This is a genomic window from Photobacterium sp. GB-50, from assembly GCF_003026755.1.
GTDB lineage: Bacteria > Pseudomonadota > Gammaproteobacteria > Enterobacterales > Vibrionaceae > Photobacterium.
This window is the reverse complement of the sequence record NZ_PYNX01000003.1, coordinates 134,672-153,815: the sequence shown is the minus strand read 5'-3', so window position 1 is coordinate 153,815 and position 19,144 is coordinate 134,672. Positions and strand designations below refer to the sequence as shown.

Annotated in this window: 18 protein-coding genes and 1 pseudogene; 7 read left to right on the top strand and 12 right to left on the bottom strand. The window is 38.2% G+C overall.

Translation table 11 applies throughout. The features are described from left to right. Window positions 1-536 precede the first annotated feature (536 nt). Window positions 537-2,024, top strand: a complete 1,488-nt coding sequence (gene putP, locus C9J41_RS05755; RefSeq protein WP_107288086.1) for a sodium/proline symporter PutP — start codon at window positions 537-539, stop codon at window positions 2,022-2,024. A gap of 107 nt (window positions 2,025-2,131) precedes the next feature. Here the strand turns inward: putP and C9J41_RS05750 are convergent, their stop codons facing one another. From C9J41_RS05750 to C9J41_RS05730, 5 genes are all read right to left on the bottom strand, one after another. After that, window positions 2,132-4,507 (bottom strand): Lon protease family protein, encoded by a 2,376-nt coding sequence (locus C9J41_RS05750; protein WP_107206781.1) that lies wholly within the window; start codon window positions 4,505-4,507, stop codon window positions 2,132-2,134. Between the two features lie 210 nt (window positions 4,508-4,717). Continuing rightward, window positions 4,718-5,596, bottom strand: coding sequence for a 6-carboxytetrahydropterin synthase (locus tag C9J41_RS05745; protein ID WP_107294324.1), 879 nt, complete (start codon window positions 5,594-5,596; stop codon window positions 4,718-4,720). Between the two features lie 157 nt (window positions 5,597-5,753). Beyond that, window positions 5,754-6,518: an outer membrane beta-barrel protein gene (locus C9J41_RS05740; RefSeq protein WP_233217693.1), complete on the bottom strand. Its 765-nt coding sequence runs from the start codon at window positions 6,516-6,518 to the stop codon at window positions 5,754-5,756. Between the two features lie 189 nt (window positions 6,519-6,707). Continuing rightward, window positions 6,708-7,088 carry an STAS/SEC14 domain-containing protein gene (locus C9J41_RS05735; RefSeq protein ID WP_045083064.1) on the bottom strand — a complete coding sequence of 127 codons (381 nt, stop codon included), beginning with the start codon at window positions 7,086-7,088 and terminating at the stop codon, window positions 6,708-6,710. A 106-nt stretch (window positions 7,089-7,194) separates the two neighbouring features. Then, window positions 7,195-8,133: a LysR family transcriptional regulator gene (locus C9J41_RS05730; RefSeq protein WP_107206785.1), complete on the bottom strand. Its 939-nt coding sequence runs from the start codon at window positions 8,131-8,133 to the stop codon at window positions 7,195-7,197. Between the two features lie 186 nt (window positions 8,134-8,319). On the opposite strand from C9J41_RS05730, the gene C9J41_RS05725 reads away from it, so the two are divergent. The 4 genes and pseudogenes from C9J41_RS05725 to C9J41_RS05710 all read left to right on the top strand — a co-directional run bounded on the left by C9J41_RS05725 (window position 8,320) and on the right by C9J41_RS05710 (window position 10,786). Further along, on the top strand, window positions 8,320-8,649 hold the full coding sequence (locus C9J41_RS05725) for a multidrug efflux SMR transporter (protein WP_107206786.1): 330 nt from the start codon (window positions 8,320-8,322) through the stop codon (window positions 8,647-8,649). 32 nt (window positions 8,650-8,681) lie between these two features. Next, window positions 8,682-8,921: a hypothetical protein gene (locus C9J41_RS05720; RefSeq protein ID WP_107206787.1), complete on the top strand. Its 240-nt coding sequence runs from the start codon at window positions 8,682-8,684 to the stop codon at window positions 8,919-8,921. A gap of 145 nt (window positions 8,922-9,066) precedes the next feature. After that, window positions 9,067-9,208 (top strand): annotated as a pseudogene (locus C9J41_RS21995) (IS630 family transposase); the annotation flags it as partial. 114 nt (window positions 9,209-9,322) lie between these two features. After that, window positions 9,323-10,786: a YadA-like family protein gene (locus C9J41_RS05710; protein WP_158259300.1), complete on the top strand. Its 1,464-nt coding sequence runs from the start codon at window positions 9,323-9,325 to the stop codon at window positions 10,784-10,786. 97 nt (window positions 10,787-10,883) lie between these two features. Here the strand turns inward: C9J41_RS05710 and C9J41_RS05705 are convergent, their stop codons facing one another. The 6 genes from C9J41_RS05705 to C9J41_RS05680 all read right to left on the bottom strand — a co-directional run bounded on the left by C9J41_RS05705 (window position 10,884) and on the right by C9J41_RS05680 (window position 15,871). Next, on the bottom strand, window positions 10,884-11,231 hold the full coding sequence (locus tag C9J41_RS05705) for a hypothetical protein (RefSeq protein WP_233217695.1): 348 nt from the start codon (window positions 11,229-11,231) through the stop codon (window positions 10,884-10,886). A gap of 411 nt (window positions 11,232-11,642) precedes the next feature. Continuing rightward, the gene (locus C9J41_RS05700; protein WP_107246454.1) at window positions 11,643-12,527 is read right to left on the bottom strand and encodes a phytanoyl-CoA dioxygenase family protein; all 885 of its coding nucleotides are present in this window, start codon (window positions 12,525-12,527) and stop codon (window positions 11,643-11,645) included. Next, the gene (locus C9J41_RS05695; protein ID WP_107246456.1) at window positions 12,487-13,752 is read right to left on the bottom strand and encodes a glycosyltransferase; all 1,266 of its coding nucleotides are present in this window, start codon (window positions 13,750-13,752) and stop codon (window positions 12,487-12,489) included. The genes C9J41_RS05700 and C9J41_RS05695 overlap by 41 nt, the downstream gene beginning before the upstream one ends. Further along, on the bottom strand, window positions 13,749-14,444 hold the full coding sequence (locus C9J41_RS05690) for an acyltransferase (protein WP_107206792.1): 696 nt from the start codon (window positions 14,442-14,444) through the stop codon (window positions 13,749-13,751). The genes C9J41_RS05695 and C9J41_RS05690 overlap by 4 nt, the downstream gene beginning before the upstream one ends. 33 nt (window positions 14,445-14,477) lie before the next feature. After that, window positions 14,478-15,626 (bottom strand): glycosyltransferase family 4 protein, encoded by a 1,149-nt coding sequence (locus C9J41_RS05685; RefSeq protein ID WP_233219393.1) that lies wholly within the window; start codon window positions 15,624-15,626, stop codon window positions 14,478-14,480. 38 nt (window positions 15,627-15,664) lie between these two features. After that, window positions 15,665-15,871: a DUF3283 family protein gene (locus C9J41_RS05680; protein WP_045083072.1), complete on the bottom strand. Its 207-nt coding sequence runs from the start codon at window positions 15,869-15,871 to the stop codon at window positions 15,665-15,667. A gap of 294 nt (window positions 15,872-16,165) precedes the next feature. Here C9J41_RS05680 and deoD point away from each other — a divergent pair, with 294 nt between their 5' ends. Both deoD and C9J41_RS05670 read left to right on the top strand, forming a co-directional pair. Continuing rightward, complete coding sequence (deoD, locus tag C9J41_RS05675; RefSeq protein ID WP_107206794.1) at window positions 16,166-16,876, top strand: purine-nucleoside phosphorylase; 711 nt, start codon at window positions 16,166-16,168, stop codon at window positions 16,874-16,876. A 299-nt stretch (window positions 16,877-17,175) separates the two neighbouring features. After that, window positions 17,176-18,666: a lactate dehydrogenase gene (locus C9J41_RS05670; protein WP_107290642.1), complete on the top strand. Its 1,491-nt coding sequence runs from the start codon at window positions 17,176-17,178 to the stop codon at window positions 18,664-18,666. Between the two features lie 100 nt (window positions 18,667-18,766). Here the strand turns inward: C9J41_RS05670 and C9J41_RS05665 are convergent, their stop codons facing one another. After that, window positions 18,767-19,114 (bottom strand): RidA family protein, encoded by a 348-nt coding sequence (locus tag C9J41_RS05665; protein ID WP_005366374.1) that lies wholly within the window; start codon window positions 19,112-19,114, stop codon window positions 18,767-18,769. Window positions 19,115-19,144 lie beyond the last annotated feature (30 nt).

Sequence of the window (19,144 nt, the reverse complement as noted above, 5' to 3'; positions counted from 1 at the left end):
GTTAGTTTTACATAAAAAATGTCTGTGGAAATAAACCACAGGCATACCTTTAAATTAGCGGAATAAATTTAATGTCTATTAAAACAATCGTTTTTAGTTATAGTTTTAATAACTAAAATAATGGTATCAATAAATTCAACCTTATTCGTTTATTTATACTCAATGCTACAGATAAATAATCGATTATAATAACGATGAATAATTTTCAATCATCACCCCCTTCACCTTAAACCTATACATATTTATACATACTTTTATAAAATCTTACACAAAATAGTTCACTTTATAACCAAAATGGGGTTATTTATTTGTATAACACATTTTTTACCCGTATTTTATTTAGCAGAGCAATCTTCATGTTTTATTTAGAATGAAGCACTTTATTACAGTGTCTATACGGGTTAGTCAGATTCTAAAACTATGAAATAATTATTTCTGAGCTATCTAAATAAAACAAAAAATAAATGTACTTGTACTCCTAACACCCAAACCAATTAATTGGCTGGCTTTACAGGTAAAGCAATACAGGAAATTCAATGTTTACTTATTATGTCGTTCTCGCGATCTATTTTTGCATTATTTTTGCTATAGGTATTTTCGCAGCAAGAAAGACGGAAGGTAATTCAGATTATGTTCTTGGTGGTCGTAGTTTAAGCCCTGGTGTGACTGCACTCGGGGCTGGTGCATCTGATATGAGTGGTTGGTTATTACTCGGCCTTCCCGGTGCAGTTTTTGTTTCAGGCTTAGATCAAATTTGGTTACCTATTGGTTTAACCATTGGTGCATGGTTAAACTGGCGCTTTGTAGCAAAAAAGTTACGTATTTATACCGAAAACGTCGGCGATGCGATAACTATTCCCTCTTATTTTGATACGCGATTTGGTAGTGGTAACCGCACCCTTCGCTTTATGACTGCTGTCGTTATACTCACGTTCTTTACTCTTTATGCTGCTGCGGGTTTTGTTAGTGGTGCTTTCTTAATTCAAACTTTATTTGATATTCCTTACACTACCGCAGTTTGGATTGGAGCCATATTCTTAATGGTTTATACCGCGATAGGTGGATTCTTAGCCGTTAACTGGGTCGATTTTTTCCAAGGTTCATTGATGTTCTTTGCACTCATCATTACGCCAGTCGTAACTTGGTATAACCTGGATCCAGCCATTGCACCTGATGTATTACCGACCCATTATTTTTCCGTTATTAGTGAAAATACGAGCGCTATTGGCGTGTTCTCATTACTGGCATGGGGATTAGGTTACTTTGGGCAACCACACATTCTTGTTCGCTTTATGGCAATTGGGGATGTCAAAGGTATGAGTATTGCTCGTAAAATTTGTATGAGTTGGATGATTGTCTCTTTAGTTGGCGCATTTGCAGTTGGTATTACTGGCGCAATGTACTACTCTGGCACCGCTCATCACTTTGATAATGAAATGATATTCTTAGAGCTTGCGAAAGGCTTATTCCCAACATGGATCGCTGCAATCCTTATTGCCGCTGTATTGTCTGCCGTAATGAGTTCTGTTGCGGCTCAGTTATTAGCCTCATCGAGTGCGATAACAGAAGATATCACTCACTTTTTCAGCATCAAACTGAGCGAGAAATCACAAGTTGTCCTTGGACGTTTATCTGTTGTTGCTGTTTCGTTAGTCGCGATGATTTTTGCTAGTAACCCACAAAGCACGATTTTATCTATTGTTGGACACGCTTGGGCTGGCATGGGTGCTGCGTTTGGACCTGTTGTATTATTCTCGCTATTTTGGCGTCGTTGTAGTGCCCACGGTGCTATCGCATGTATGGTTGTTGGTGCAGGAGTCGTTATTGCTTGGATAGCTGCACATGCTGCTTGGCCGAACTCAACCTTATTTAGCGTCTATGAAATCATACCCGCCTTTATTTTATCATCAGCAGCACTGGTTATTGTCAGCCTTAAAGGTGAACAACCGAGTGAAAAGACACTACGTCATTTCGATGAAGTGAATGAACATTGTGAAAAACTCAAATTGGAGCCGCAAAAATAATCAAACGTGATTTATCACGATAAAAAAGCCGCATATGTTCAACTCAACAGAGTCAATATATGCGGCTTTTATTTTACATTGATAAACGGCAACAAGAGATAAAGTAATTATCGCCTTAATGCATTTAACTTAGTTTGCGCAATACCAAAGACAGTATCATTTGGATATATGCCTTGCTCTGCATCAGTCCCCGTTTGTTTACCGGTGAAGATCTCAATGGCTTGAGAAACATGGTCAATCGCCCAAATATGGAACTCACCTTTTTCTACTGCTTCTACAATATCTTTGCGTAGCATTAAGTTATGTACGTTAGATTGTGGAATGATCACCCCTTGATTAGCGGTTCTTCCTTTGATCGCACACACATCAAAGAAACCTTCAATCTTCTCATTCACCCCGCCAATCGGCTGCGCTTCACCAAATTGGTTCATCGAACCTGTGATGGCGATATCCTGACGTAGCGGTAAACCAGAGAAAGCCGAAACAATCGCACATACTTCAGCCATTGATGCACTGTCCCCATCTACACCACCGTAAGATTGCTCAAAGGTAAGATGTGTTGTTAATGGGATCTTCGCTGTTTTACCAAATACTGATGCTAGATATGCCGAGAGAATCATCACACCTTTCGAGTGAATACTTCCGCCCAGTTCAGCACTACGTTCAATATCAAATACTTCACCACTACCGTACGCTGTAGTTGCAGTTATTCGGCTTGGTGCCCCAAATCGATAATCAGACGTTGCTATCACAGATAATGCATTAACCTGTCCGATGGCTTGATGATCAACATCGATGAGAGTCGTCCCTGTAACAAAGCTTTGCATCACATGATCTTTTAAGCGACTCACACGCTGCTCTTGATTTTGTAATGCCTGCTCAACATGGCTACTGCGGATCATGGTCGCGTTAGATGATTTCGCAACGTAATTAGTCTCACGTAGTAAGTTCGCAATATCAGCAGAATGTAATGACAGCTTATGCTGATCATCCGCTTGGCGAGAGCTGTATTCAATGATCCTTGCTATCGCTTTTCGATCACAATGGAGCATATCGCCATCATGAACGATACTGGCAATAAAGCGAGCATATTGCTCTTCAGAGGTATCTGTTCGCGGCATATCATCTTCAAAATCTGCTGTGACACGAAATAGCTCTTTAAACTCTGGATCGTAATGTTGTAGTAACTGATAGGTTTGATAATCACCAAACAAAATCAATTTTACATTCAATGGGATCGGCTCTGGCTCTAATGAAATGGTGCCAGACAATGTTACTTCACGCTCAAGTGAACTTAAATTCAACTTTTGCGCACGCAGTGCACGTTTTAAACCATCCCAAACATAAGGGCGCTCTAAAACTTTTACCGCATCCATCATTAACACGCCACCATTAGCGCGGTGTAAACTACCTGCACGGATCAAAGAGAAATCAGTAAAGACGGTTCCTTTGAACGTCGCATTTTCAACATAGCCAAAAATAGAGTGGTAGTTTGGGCTCTCTTCAACCTCGATAGGAAACTTACGATCAACATCTTGATGAACAAGTACATTGATTTGGTAACGTCGCGGCATTTTCTTGTCTAACGATGCATAAGCTAATGCGACTTGCTCTTCACTTTCTTCTAAGAAAATATCAATATTTTCTAGAATATCGTTATACATTGCTGATAAGTAAGCTTTAATCTCAGGCAGCTTACTGTATTTCGCTTTCAGATCTTTAATGCAATGCGCAGTCACATCTTTGGCAATATCCTCATCAAGCTTTTGCTGCTTATCCGAGTACTTTTCTTCCCATTCCGTTAACTGACGAACAATACCACGCAGCTCAACTTCAAGATCATTGATCGTCTCTTCAAACGTTTGTTGTTCTTTATCACTTAATTCAGCAAATGAATCTTCGGTATGCGGCTCTTCACCATTCATCGCCACCAGCTGATAATCACCTTGGGTAGTAATGGTTAAGCCAACACCTCGCTCTTCTGCGCCCTTTTTCATTGTCATTAACGCATTTTCTTGTTTCTGCGCTAATTGTGTTTTTAACTTTTCAGCTCGGCTAATATAAAGCTCATTATCAAATGCCATTGGAAACGCTTTTACTAAGCGCTTCATGAGCTGTTCAATATCTTTTTTAAATGCACTACCTTGACCTGCAGGCAGCTTTAGCACCTTAGGGCAACGGGTATCATCAAAGTTTGAAACATAACACCAGTCATACAATGTATTGGCGTTACCATTAGGATCGTGACGATTTAAGTAGCGCATCACCATGGTGCGTTTACCTAATCCATTACGACCTATCGCATAGATATTGTAACCTTTTTCCTTAATCGACATCGCAAACTCAACCGCCTGTTGTGCTCGCTCTTGTCCTACTATTTCATCTAATGGTGTAAGGTGTTTGGTTGACTTACACTCATCACTCAATCCGTTTAGCGCTGATACGCGATACAGCTTGTCACTGGTTAGAGGTTTAACTGACATAATCGATCCCTCTCGTTACGACGTCTACCTTCAGTCTACTAATAAAATATTGATTTTTTAGAGACTTAAGCTATAAAAAGTGGCGTTAGTCTCATTTTTTAATGTTTAGCGCTGAAAAATTAGGCACAAAAAAGCCTAACATTGCTAGTATCACTTTTAATATAGTAATACTCAGTAAGTTAGGCTTTTTTATTGCGTAATGTAACGCGATTACAAGGTTGCCATGGCTCCTTTACCTACCCCTTCGTAGGCAACAACATCAAGGCAATCAGCAGCAGATAAACTTGGTTTAACCTTTTCAGCAATATAACTGGCAAGTAATTCAACAGTGGTATCGGTGGCTAACATTTCTGTTTCTGAACGAGCAATCGCCAGTTCAAACTCACCTTGTGGTGCGGTGTAGCGGAAACCATAGTGGGTTTCATCCGATACCGATTTGGCACACTCACTTAAATTCAGTTCGTTGACACTGCATACATCTTCTTCTGAGCCTAAGTAAATATCTTGCCAACGCTTCGCCCATTGCTTCTCTAGTTCAGCATTGCGCTCGCCATTAACAATAAGCTCAATCGGAGAACGGTGACCGTGTGCAATGCGTTGACAGTTACCATCATGTTTTTTCAAACCGTGACTGTAATGATAAAAAGCACCTTGAATGGCTTCGTGACGAAGTGTTATTTCAAGACCTTGTACATTCTTAGGTAGATTGTCTTTTAGCACGTGGTAAACATGCTCATTCACGCTTTCAATCGTTACTGTCTCTGCATCAATAAAGCAGAAAGCCTGCTCAGGACAATGTAAGTGAATACTTTTATCTTCTCGCAGAAGATCGACTGTCGCATAGCCCGTTTTAGTCGCGGCAGTGTGAATTGCTGGAGATTTAGCAGGCACAATTAAACGGTGATCAACATATTGATCAACTAATTGTTTGATCTGTTTCTTAACACGACTGAAATCAAGCACCATGCTCATTTCATTTAACTCGCCCGACATCACCACATCAAGAATCCAACTTTCGCCAACCATACCGCGATCGGTACATAGGTATGACGCATCAATTACAGTGAGATCTCTGACAAATAGCTTCAAAGTGAAGTCCTTATTGATAATGGTTGTCGTTTCTAGGGGAATGCATTATACGCTGCTGACGCAATGAGTAAACAAGCAAAATCAGTAAATACAAGATATAAAAAAGCAGCGATGATTATCATCACTGCTCTCATTAATACCCGTCTTTTAAGAAGAACTAGAAACGGTAGTTCGCTGAGATGTAGAACGTCGTAATACTCTTTAGATCAGATTGAGTATTTGGATATACGATTTCTGTAGGATCAACTTTTGAACCAGACCAATAATTCTGATCTTTACGTTGACTCGCGGTGTGACGGGCACCAATTTCTGTCGTGAAATGGTCAGAAATTCGCCAAGCAACACCCGCTTGAATACCAAGCACAGGGTTTGATTGCTTATAAGAACCATATTTTTCGCTGGTTGTTTCAGCAATCATATAACCCACATGCGCACCCACAAATGGGTTAATCGCTTTATCTGCTCGGAAGATATAATCTGCACTTAATAAATGAAGAGTGACGTCAGTATCGGCGATCTTTTTATTATCAAACTCAGATTCACCACTCATTTTCTGGTAACTATAGTAAATTCTTCCATTACCACCAGCAGTATAAAAACCGATATCAGCGCCAGCAAAACCGCTTGCGTCAGGTGAAGGTGCAGACACCTTATCTGAAGAAGACGTTGCATGAACAAGAGAAAAGCTCATATCAGCCATTCCACCTGTTAACCCTACGAAATAGTGCATTGTGTCATCAAATTTTGGCACTTCATCTTCAATTGGTGATAAGCCATTTTCAGGTGTGGCAACCACAGGCTCTAAAACTAGCGGCTCACTCGGGGTATAAGCTGAATTTTCTGTTGATAATTCTTCTGCGGCAAAAGTTGTTGAAGAAAAAAGAGCACTAAGTAATACGCTCGCAAGCAATGTCTTATTCATAAACCGATCTGTTTCATCCTGTTTCATTGTATTTAAGCGTTAAGCCTACGAAGGGCTAAAACTTATCATCATTCCAATAGTGATGTGATTATATACTGAAACGAAAACAAAACTCGATCTTGTTATGAAATTAACACCGTAATAAGTGGTGGCAATATTCTACGCACCACTTACAATATTTTGCTGCAACTATTCTTCTTTTAACCAATTTAATGCATCGATTGAGTTATCAAAATAACGCACTTCACCGGATAAAAACCAATTCCCTACTTTTGCGCCAACTTCTTGCCAATGTTTATTGCCATATAACGCTACTTTACGAAATTGCTTACCATGTTTTAAGCCTAGCTTTAGATCATCCCAAGCCGCATGTATATCCCAACCATCACACTCAGTACCATCAAAATACACATCAACAATGGGTTTATCGACATCGGCTAATGCATCATCAATTTCAGGTGTAATTAGCTGATAATCTTGATGGGTTAATTTACCAGTCGCTTTTAATTCAACAAAAAACTCATCACCGTTGTTATCAATTTCGATTTTAATTCCATGAGACTTTGTCATTTCATTATCTCCTCGATCAGTATTTAACATTATTGGTATGTTGATAAGACTTTATAACAGAACCAATTTTACGATAGTGGCAATGGTGCAAGATTACTCTGCATGCTTACAGGTTGACATAATTTGAGAGATTTTCATCCCAATACGGCGTTTCACCAATATAATGCTTAAAAAAACTAATAGCAGCGACGATCTTTTTAGGCAGATGCTTACGGCTTGGGTACACCGCATAAAAGTGCATGCCCTGATTGGCTTCCCAATCATTAAGTAATTGAATCAGCTTTCCGGTTTTGAATTCATCCGTTAAAAGATACGTTGCAAGATAGGCAATCCCCCAACCAGACACACATGCATCACGAACCGCTTCCGCTAAATCAACCCGATAATTTCCTGATACTGTGACACATAAGCCTTCTTGATCGCGTAAAAATGACCAGGTGCCGTGATTTATTTGTCTATTTTGATAAACCAGACAGTTGTGATCCTGCAAATCACTAGGATGATTAGGTGCTGGGTGGTGAATAAGATATTCAGGAGATGCCGCAACAATAAAACGGGTATCCGCTAATCGTTGCGCTACGTAACCTTCAGGAATATTTTCGATATTGGTGATCCATAAATCCAGCCCTTCATCGACCATATTTGCACGATGATCAAATAAGCTGACTTCAACATGAAGATCAGGAAATTGTCGGCGAAGATGCTCTATTGCAGGGATAATATGCATTGTGCCAAAAGATTGAGATAAGCCTAAGCGTAAAGTACCTGATACCTCATCACGAATATTTGCCATCATCGCATCAGCATCTAACACCGCTGAGACTAACTGCTCACAATATTTCGCGTATTCAATACCTTCATCGGTCAAAGTAAAGCTACGTGTTGTTCGCTGCACTAATTTCACCTGCAGCTCTGCTTCTAATAAACCCAGCTGTTTACTTACATGCGATGTTGATACCCCGAGTTTTTGCGCAGCAATAGTGAAATTGCCACTTTTTACAAGAGTATGAAATATTGTCATTTGTCCGGCGCGATCTTGAAGCACTACAATTACCTATCTGTTTTAAGTCCTTAATAGTTTACTGCAGAACCTAGCTATACCGTCAGCATTCCTGTTTGGAATAACAATTATTACCCACTGGTAAAAGTAATTTTCATTACTGTGCAATTATCATTATTTCAGAAACAATTATAATACAGCCTCATTTACGAATTAGATTGGAGTGTGGTTGTGAGTTGGTTATTTCTTCTATTAGGTGTTTTGGCTGAGGCTACATCACATGTCGCATTAAAAGCGACAGACAGTTTTACCAATCCACTACCAAGTGCCGTTGTTATTCTCGGCCATATCACTGCCTTTCTCTTTCTAGCTCAAGCAATGAAAAATATTCCAGTAGGTGTTGTCCATGCTTCGTGGACAGGTCTTGCTATTGCACTTGTTACAGTAATTTCAAGTGTTATTTATAAACAACACATCGATATTAAAGTATGGATTGGGATGGCAATTATTGCAGTAGGTGTTGCTGTAATTAATTTAGCAGGTGTTTCGCACCACCACTAAATATCCTTATGTAGCCATTATGAGAGGTTATAATGAACCAACAACGTGCTGAAAACTTATACTACTACTTACGTAATCAAAATAGTTCTCAAAAAGAGATCAATGTTGTTATTAAACAATTAAATCAAAACTATGGTATTAATTTATCAGAGCTTGATCGCCGTTATCGTTCGCGTATTGGTTACTCACCAAATCGATACGACATTAATACCTATGGTACCGCAGGTTCTCGTACCATGAATCAAACTCGTGGTATGCAAAAAACACATTAATCCTTACTTTCCTCAAATCGTCACTAATAACAATATTAGTGACGATGTACTCATAGCGACTTTATATACCCATGATCATTGAAGGTGTTGTTTTCGTTAAGATAGGGAACATGCTCAGCAGCCATGAAAATCACACTAACTCTTCAACAGAAACGATGCTTATTTCAAAACTAAACGAGACTTCAAAGCAGTAATAGAGCTGTTTTACTGTGACTCTTCTAGAGATCACAGGCTCATTGGCAGCTCGAATAAATGATAACTTTCAGGTTCTAAAACAAACACTTTGAATCCTTTCAAGCATATACCACTATTAATGATTTCTATTTTTGCATCGCGAAATGTTTACCTGGCATTTTATTGACTATACTGTTCAGTAAATGATCACTAATAGGTTAAAAATAATGAATAGTCAAATGAAACAGCTACTCTACTCGATACCGCTATTTGTAGCGTATAATGTACATGCAGTAACTACGGAGAATAACTCTTTAGCTCAACCACAGTCTGTCTCGCAACCTAGTGTACAAGAGGATGCTACAAGTACATCAGGTAGTAATGTTATTATAAATAAGACAGAATCACAGCTACCAAATGATCAATATAATAATACTGTTGTTGGCTCATCCCCTGTTATTACAGGTTCACATAACGTTGGACTTGGCACTAATGTCAACGTTGGTAATTATTCTCTTGCTGTTGGCGATTACAGTCACGCTAAAGATAATTCAGAGTCTATTGGTACTAGCACGAACTCACTTAATAATGGCGTTGCTATTGGTACTCAGGCTTATGCTAATGATGGGCTTGCTATCGGTACTAAGGCGTATGCGACAAATAACAGTATTGCGATTGGTAATAACAGCAAAGCAGAAGAAAAGAATACGGTGAGCTTTGGTGGTGAAGTCGTCAACCGAAAAATCGTTAACGGGAAAATACAAGTAACAGATACAGATCTAACGCGTCGTCTTACTAATGTTAGCGCAGGTATTAATGCTACTGACGCAGTCAATGTTAGCCAATTAACTAAGGCAAAGGATGCCTTACAAGGTGAAATAAGCCACAATAGTGAAAATATTAGCAATAACACTAATAACATTAAAAACAATACCAGTGATATAAAAAACAATGCTGGTGATATAAAAAACAATACGGCTAATATCCACCAAAACACACAAGCTATTGATGTTAATAAAAATTCAATTGCCAATAATGAGACGAATATTCGTTCAAATACGCAATCAATTACAAATAACAAAACGAGCATTAGTAATAATGCCAATAATATCACTAACAATAGCCAAGCCATTACGACCAATAAAACGGAAATAGCAGATAACAGCAGTGGCATAAAACAAAATACTGTCGGTGTTAACAACAACAAAATAGCTATAGGTAACAATAGCCAAAACATTACAACAAACAGTACAGAAATTCATACAAATGCAAATAATATTAGTCAGTTACATCAAGAGTCTGTGAACTACACCAACAGCCATGTGCTCGAATATTACAACCGTTCGAAACAGTATACGGATGAAAAGTCGCAGCAAACATTGCAGAGTGCTAATAACTATACAGATCAACGTATAAATCAACTCTCAAATACTTTTAATGAGAAATTAGAAGGTTTACAACATAGAGAAGATGCGGGAGTTGCATCTGCTATGGCAATGGCAGCTATCACAGTTAAACCAAACCGCAAATATAATATTGGTATGGGACTTGGTTACTATGGCGATCAAGATGCTATTGCATTAGCCGCTAAAATTAATACCTCGCCTGATACTATTATGACGTTAGATACATCATATAACTCTAATCATAATGTGGGCGTTGCTGCTGGTATGACATTTGGTTTTAACTAATTGAAGAAATTACCTTATCACAAACTTAGTTAATCAAATGCTACAGATAAAAAAAAACCGACATTCGTGTCGGTTTTTTTATAAATTTTCTAAAAAATCACTTCAGACGTTCAATAACCCATGGCATTAATTGGTCATAGGCATACCAGCAACCCGCCGCAATAATTGCAGTCCAAATCAATCGCGATACCCATTTAGAGCGCTGCATATGACGAGAAGGATCAGGCTCACCACAGTGAGGACAAAAATGTGCACGACGAGACACAATACCTTCACAAGCAGGACAATCCGTTAAACGTTTAGATCTCGTTGCTACCCCTGCTTGACTCGATGATTTTGCAGTTAACGACGACTTTTTTGTAGATTGAGATCGCTGCTCTGCACGCATTGAAAGCATAACATCACCGTTATCATCATCTACTGCCGAAAAATCTGTTGTTTTCACGTTGTTCACCATTAAATCAATTACTACGATAATGATACTAAATAACTATCCAATAAGCATTCTTACTCGATAGATAATGTTCTAAGTTTCATTTTATCGTCATATATAATGTTTTTTTGTAATTAATGTGTTGTTTAATATCGATTAATTGTGATATTTGTATAACTGAATTCATTACTATTCGACAATATCCATACATACTTGCAATACTGTAACCACACCTTTACTACCCTATAACCAAGAAGAATAGGTAAATACAGCAACTACTCGTTTCATTGATTACTGATCGTATTTTCATCAATATAATGGACTATAATATGAAAAAATCGCTTATCAAAACAACGTTATTTGTTATTTAAGCATTATTTAATAACAAAAATAATCGAAAGAGATGACTCACCACCATTAACTCTATCTACCAAAGAATCTCGCTTTGATTTTCTCGAACAAAAAGTGCGCTTCGTTCAAAGAACGCACTGCTATATTCAACGGCTTAGTTAAGCTCAAAAAATGCTGTATATCCGGAATATCATTGCAAGGTTGCCGAGAACAGCCAAGGAAAGCCAATTGCTGATGATTTAGTCCCGATAAAAAGCTTGATTCTATCAACAAACGTTGAAAGCGCCCCCACTGCGTGAAATTATTTGACAACACCACAGAAGGAGAAAAAAAGTGATAAAACAGCGCATTTCTTGCTGTCAAATTTGGATAACTTTGTTGATGTAAACACTCTGGATCAAACAAAAAGAGCGTTCCAGCCTTACCAATTACTCTTTTTAATTCATAATCTTCAGTTTTTTGATGGTGCAACTCCCCTACTTGCCCCTGATACTGATGCCGATGAGAACCAGCAACAAACGCAAATGCTCCTGACTCTACATCATCAAGATAACAAGCTAATTTTAATGATCTTGGAATAGACTTAGATTGATAATATTCAGTGCAATACCATTCATCACGATGTAGTGGATGAAAATTGTCTTTAAACGGAAGACTTTGCCAGCCTTTCGCTTCTTGTAAACAAACATCTTTCCCTAAATATTCAACAATAAGACTATTAATTAATGGCATTAAGGGCAGTTGGCAAAAATGAGGATCTAATGTTAATAGTTGTTCGACCATTAATCGTTTTCTATCCGTTTGCGCATACCCTGTCCATGAGTTAAAAGCAGGGCGCTCCAATTGAGATTGAAAGATCCTTTGCATTTTAACTAATTCATCTTTTGTAATACATTCCGGTAGTACAACAGCACCGTTATGTTTTAACTCGCTCAGTAAAGCTAGAAGTTGTGACATCTGTTAATACCTGAATAAAGTCAGACGCTAATTTTTCACAACCATACTGGTAGTAAAAATCAGAAGACGGTTTTTTTACGCTTAATTTATTACGCTCAAACAATTGATATAAATGTCTTAGTTGATCTAAATAGATCGCTGGCTCTTCTATTGACACTTCATAAAGTTGTGTGGCGTGTCGTCTTAAAAAATCTGATGTTTCACCATCGGGTAATTCAGCTAAAATCGGCTTGCCACTTGCCACATAATCTATCGCTTTAGTCGCTAAATGCGTATCCGCTTTACCTTTATCTGGTTTACCTTTTTGAATAAATAACACATCACATTGCGATAAAATATCGTGTAACTTTTCTTTTGGTTGAGCACCTATCATTACAACCTTATCGGTTAATTTATACTCGCGTATCAACTGCATCATTTCATCTTGAACATCACCTACATTGATAAGGCGAATAGGAAAATCACACTGCGCTAATTGCTTAAATAGGCCTTTTGCGCTGCGCCTAAAACCATCCCATGTCCCGCTATAACCAAGGGTCAACACCTTATGATTATCGGAAACATGATCAAGGATTTGATCATAACTATTAGGGATATAACGAACACTATGTTGGGGGTATAAAGATTGATAAGTGTGATAATCAGCCATCGACGTCACTATCAAAGCACTCGCTTGCTGCATTATTTTTTGTTCAGATTTAACGTCATTTTCATCGGAAAAATAACTCGCTTGCGACCACGCATCACGAAAATCTAACACCAAAGGAACATTGAGCCATTTTGAGAGTAGCCTACCAATTAAAGCGCTACTAAAAGGAGGGCAAGAAACAACAATCACATCCGGTTTAATCGATTTACTTTTTTGCCATGCTTTATAAAGAGCAGGGAATACCCAGCCCCAATGCATATCAATCAACCAATACTTTTTAGCAATATCACCATCTCTTTCTGGTGAGCGCCAATGTCTTAAACGATAACATTGTTTGTGAATAATTGTTGGCCATTTCCAACACCAATCAATATTCCATGAAGATACAGGAACGATATCTGCGAGAAGTTCTATCTTATTTTTATTATCAACATTAGCAAACCGATGATCTCGGGCTTCACGAAAGACCACCACTCGATGTCCTAAACGCGTTAAAGACTCACTAAATCGTCGACTTCTGTTTGCACCAACATTTAATAACGGTGGGGAAAAGTAACTAAAATAAAATATATTCATTCATTCCCCCTTAACATCCTAATGACTTTACCAGGATTACCTGCAAACAATACATTTGGCGGCACATCTTTAGTGACAACACATCCAGAAGCAACAACTGAGCCACGTCCAATAGTGACAGGCTTTACAATATTGACACCAGTACAGATCCATACATCGTCTTCAATCACTAAATCAGCCATTACTGGCGGTTCATACCTGTCTAAACCTGGGCTATGACCGCTATGGGCATTAATGCTCGTTCTCCCTGCAATCATAACGTTATCGCCGATAAGTACTTTCCTTCCAACTGAAATTCCGGTTTGCCAACCAATATAGCAATTTTCACCTATTCTTATTTCGCAACAACCACTATCAGGATGGCCGTGAATACTCAGGGCTCCGTTTAGACAAGTATTATTACCAATATAAATTTTTATCGGCCCTTGAATTAAAGGGAAGCCATTTTCTAAACTCAACCCAGGGCTGTAATGTTCTAACCGTGCCTGTAACATAGGAAGATATAGAAAAATGTTCAATAAGCGTTGGAAAGTGAAACTCGCTAATCGATAAAGAACATAAATAGGCCGATATATCCATGCTAAATCAGGCAGTTGACCATAAACGAACCATTTTGAAACTCGGTATAACAATCGGCTTAATGGCGTGTTTTGTTGTTTGATATAAGCACGAATTCGATGCGTTATTAACATTAATCACCACCTTTACGACTTATTTAAAGCACTTTATTGTCCAATCAAAGATGAATACAATGCGTGAGTTTGGGCGATTTGTATTGCGATATCATATTTTTGTTCTACCTTTCTTCTCGCAGCTAAACCAACACATTCAAGCAATTTATTTTGGCTATAAAGAAACTGAAGCAATTTTTGTACCTGATCTCTTTGTTCAAAACACACATACCAACCCTGCTGTTTATCGGTAAAAATCTCGGCAAGCCCACCGATAGGTTCAGCGATAACTGGTCGCCCTACTGCCATTGCTTCAACGGCGACATATCCGAAAGCTTCCTGCCAACAAGATGGCATTAATACAATATGTGCGTGTTGTAAATCCTGCTCAATTTTTGCTGAACGCCCATGGTAATAAATCGAATTTTCTCGATAGGCTGTGAGCTTCACCTGCTCAGACAGTTCTCCATCCCCATAAATATCTAATTGTGCAATCGTTGCTAATTCTGGTTGAGAAAAGAGATCTAATAAGTAGTGGATTCCTTTTTCTGCACTCAAACTTCCGATATAAAAACAACGTAATTTATTCGTAATTGGCGGTAATTTTTTATAGTTAAATCGCGATAAATTTATACCATTATTAATCAGCACTATTTTTTCAGAGGGCATAAACGCTTCTAACCATCGCTGAATAAAAGGTGAAATCGCACAAAGACGAGTAATTGGCATACCAAGAACCCATTGCTTCCATCGACGCCATCCTGTTATCTCAACGTGTTTTGGTGGTGAATTATGCATGGTAAGCACAATTTTCGAACAAAAAATGCGGGCAATAAATGTATAAAGGTGACCAATACCATAAAAATGGAAATGGATAAGATGAGGACGATAACGTAGTAGTAAAGCAAATAATTGGGCGGAATTTGCAAAAGCGGAATAGGTATAGTTTTTTGATTTTAAGACAGAATAAGCGTCATCTGAAATAGATCGTGCGAATAAAATGAAGTGTTTGTTTGAATCCGGTAGCTGAATTAAAAAATCCAAAAAACTACTACCTTTTTTTACATCAATATCACAAATTAAGACTATGTTTTTCATCTTTTGTCTCACGATAAAAAGGTAGTCTTTAAAGCATATCTGAGAATATATTATTCTTTTCTTAAAAAGGAGAATTTTCGCGAAAGGTAAACAAACGGCTACCATTGCAGTAGCCAAATTCCGATAAAAGTAATGCTGAACCGTTAATTAACACCCATTTGATGTTTATATTTGGTCACTGATTTCTCACAGAAATCTCGCTCATCATCATCGTCAATATTGTTAATAAGTTCAGCAAATGCCTCATAGCCAACCTTACCGTTTTTTACTTTCCATACGGTATAAGCTGCCTGCTTATCTAATTCAATACGTGTTCTTTCACCATCAGACAGTAACGTAAGGTTATACATCAATTATGCTCGCTTTAATTATATTGATTCATTTTACCTAAAAACAAAAGTGATCAAAATAGCCATGCATCATAATCATTTGGGTTTTCTTACGGCAAAATTTGCGTAATCAACTATCAAAAAAGAAGTCCACCCTCTCTTTTTCAACAGAATTAGTAAACAACTTACTATTTTATCTAAAACAGCCTAAATTATGTGATATTGATCGCGAGAATAATCATCCTGCTCTCATAAACTGCTTCCATTGAAACGCAACAATAACCTTTGTTAATTATTAAAATCTAGGAGCAATATATGGCTACCCCACATATTAACGCAGAGCTTGGCGATTTTGCAGAAACAGTACTAATGCCTGGTGATCCTCTACGTGCTCAGTATATTGCTGAAACTTACCTAGATGATGTTAAGCGTGTTTGTGACGTACGTAGTATGTATGGCTACACTGGTACCTATAAAGGTCAACGTATTTCAGTTATGGGGCATGGTATGGGTATCCCTTCATGCTCTATTTATGTCCACGAATTAATTAAAGACTTTGGTGTTAAAAATATTATCCGTATTGGTAGCTGTGGCGCTGTCCATGATGATGTAAAACTGATGGATGTGATCATCGGTATGGGCGCCTCAACAGATTCGAAAGTTAACCGTATTCGCTTCTCAGATCATGACTTTGCAGCAATTGCGGATTATCACTTATTAGAAACTGCTGTCAATCAAGCACGAGCACAGAAAGTACCTGTTCGTGTCGGTAATGTTTTCTCTGCTGATTTATTCTACAGTCCAGAAAGCGATCTTTTCGATAAAATGGAAAAGCTCGGTATCCTTGGCGTAGATATGGAGGCCGCTGGTATTTACGGCGTTGCTGCAGAGTTAGGTGCAAAAGCACTGACTATTTTAACGGTTTCTGATCATATCAAACGTGGTGAAAAGCTCAGTGCAGAAGATCGTCAAACGTCATTTAATGAAATGATGAATATCGCACTAGAAACAGCAATTTCGTTATAAATACTCCATAAGCGGGAGGCATTCTTCCCCGATATGTTGACCGCTTATTTCTATACAAAGATAAAAACTAAAGGGATGTTAGTTTAATCAATACCTTCAATTAATAGAAACCAGCTCGATAATGTAAAATGTGGCGTCTTACACAATCATAGGTAACATATTATTGAAACGTATTGTTCTCTGACAGTGCTGAGTACTATTTACTCAGCCCCTTCTCACAAATCCCACGCCTGCTTAGTAACAACCTTGATAATATATTTATACTCATTGTTAAGACCCCTCAAAAATAAGGTTTGATTATGTCGACATCTCTTACAACAGCAAACCCCATTGAGCAGTTACCTTTGGCTTTTAATGGCCATCAGTTTAATCACTGTAAGACATTGAGTTGTAAGAACTTTGGTTCACATAATCCAAATGACTATGTGCTACAACAGGCAAACAAAAATCGTCCGATATTGGTATGCCGTGAATGTGGTGCTTTTCCTCCTTTATTGAATAACCAAGATATTGTAGAAGAAGCGCTACGTTACCAAACCCAACAAAGCGGCGATCTTCCTAAATGCACAAATAACGCCTGTGAAAATAACGTGTTTTCAGCATTAACACATAGACATTTATATCACGCATTTGGCTTTAGTGGTGACAGGCAACGTTATCGTTGTAAAGCATGCGACCAAACATTTGTTGATCGTTGGTCTGGTAGTAATAATAAACATCTTATACAACAAAAACTCTTAGGGTTATTATTTACTGGTTATCCCGTGCGAGATATTTGTCGTCGCTTAGAGATAAATCCAAAAACATTTTATGATCAATTAAACCACATCGCAGCAAGGTGTCGCCGCCAACTTGCTCTGTTTGATGAACGCTTGTTTAAGCACCAACATAAAGTACAACTGGCTTCCAATATAAAAGCGTTGCAAGAGAAAAGTATGAACGGTGTACTATGGGTTGCCAGTGCAGAAGCGCAGTCAGGGTATGTTGTTGCTCAGCATATTAATTATCAACAAGAAACCGTGGAATCAACACAAGAGCACCATGATGCTTATCAAGATAACGCTCGCTATATGGCGCTCTCTACACCACATCAAACGCTGACAGAAACATTTATCCCGCAAGGAATATTAGCGCGAGTAGATACAACCTATAGGAAAATTTTTAGTCGATCCAATATGGAAAATCCATTGACTGATGGCAGGCTCATTAATTACCCAACAAAAGGAACATTGATCCACCCTCAATACACCGTATATAGCCACTACCTTTATTTAAAGCAAATGTTCCAACATAGCGACTATCTTGCGGTTTTTATGCCTCAAGAAACACTACTTCGCTCTGCCTGTATTTCAGTTTTTATTGATCATATTAAAAAGAAACGAATTGATCCTGTTTATGTTCTTGAAGATGAACAATGGCTACACGGCGATAAACCTGAAAATGTCGATATTGTCCTACTAGGTTGGTGGCAAGATAGGTGGGCTTTTACTCATTTAGAGAACGCAAGTAAAGGGATCTGCCATCTTGGTGGAGAAACCTCAAAAGATAAACAATGGCTAGAACACGCAACATATCGTGCAATTTCAGCTTATCAAAACCGTTTTCAAGACCAATTTAGCCAGCTGATCAACGAACCAAGACGTAAACTTCGCCCAGCAGGATTAATACCCTTGCTTGATATTTATCGTGCTTGGCATAACCTTTGTCGCCAAGATAAATACAGATTAACTCCTGCGCAACGATTAGGGCTTGCCTCTTCACCAATAACATTAGAACAGTTACTGAGCTAGCAGTAGACATAAAAAAGGCTCAATATTGCCATCACTGATGCCATTTTATTGAGCCTAATTAGGATGTTTATAATCTAAAACGCCCTATCTTTATATAATCTTATTTTTCAGCTGCAACTACTGATATTTCAACCAATAAAGCATCACGTGCCATGCTCGCTTCCACACAAGCACGCGCAGGTGCATGACCTTCAGGAACCCAGTTATCCCATACTGCATTCATTTCTGCGAACATACTCATATCTTTAATATAAATCGTTGCAGAAAGCATATGCTCTTTATCACTTCCCGCTTGTAGTAATAACGCTTCAACTTTATCCAGCATTGTCTGTGTTTGCTCTGTAATATCTTTTGTTGCATCAGCACAAACTTGACCACACAGATAAATAGTTCCGTTATGTTTTACAATACGGCTCATTCGAGCACCCGTTTCCAAACGTTCAATCATGATATTTCCTGTTCACTAGAAAGTAAGAGG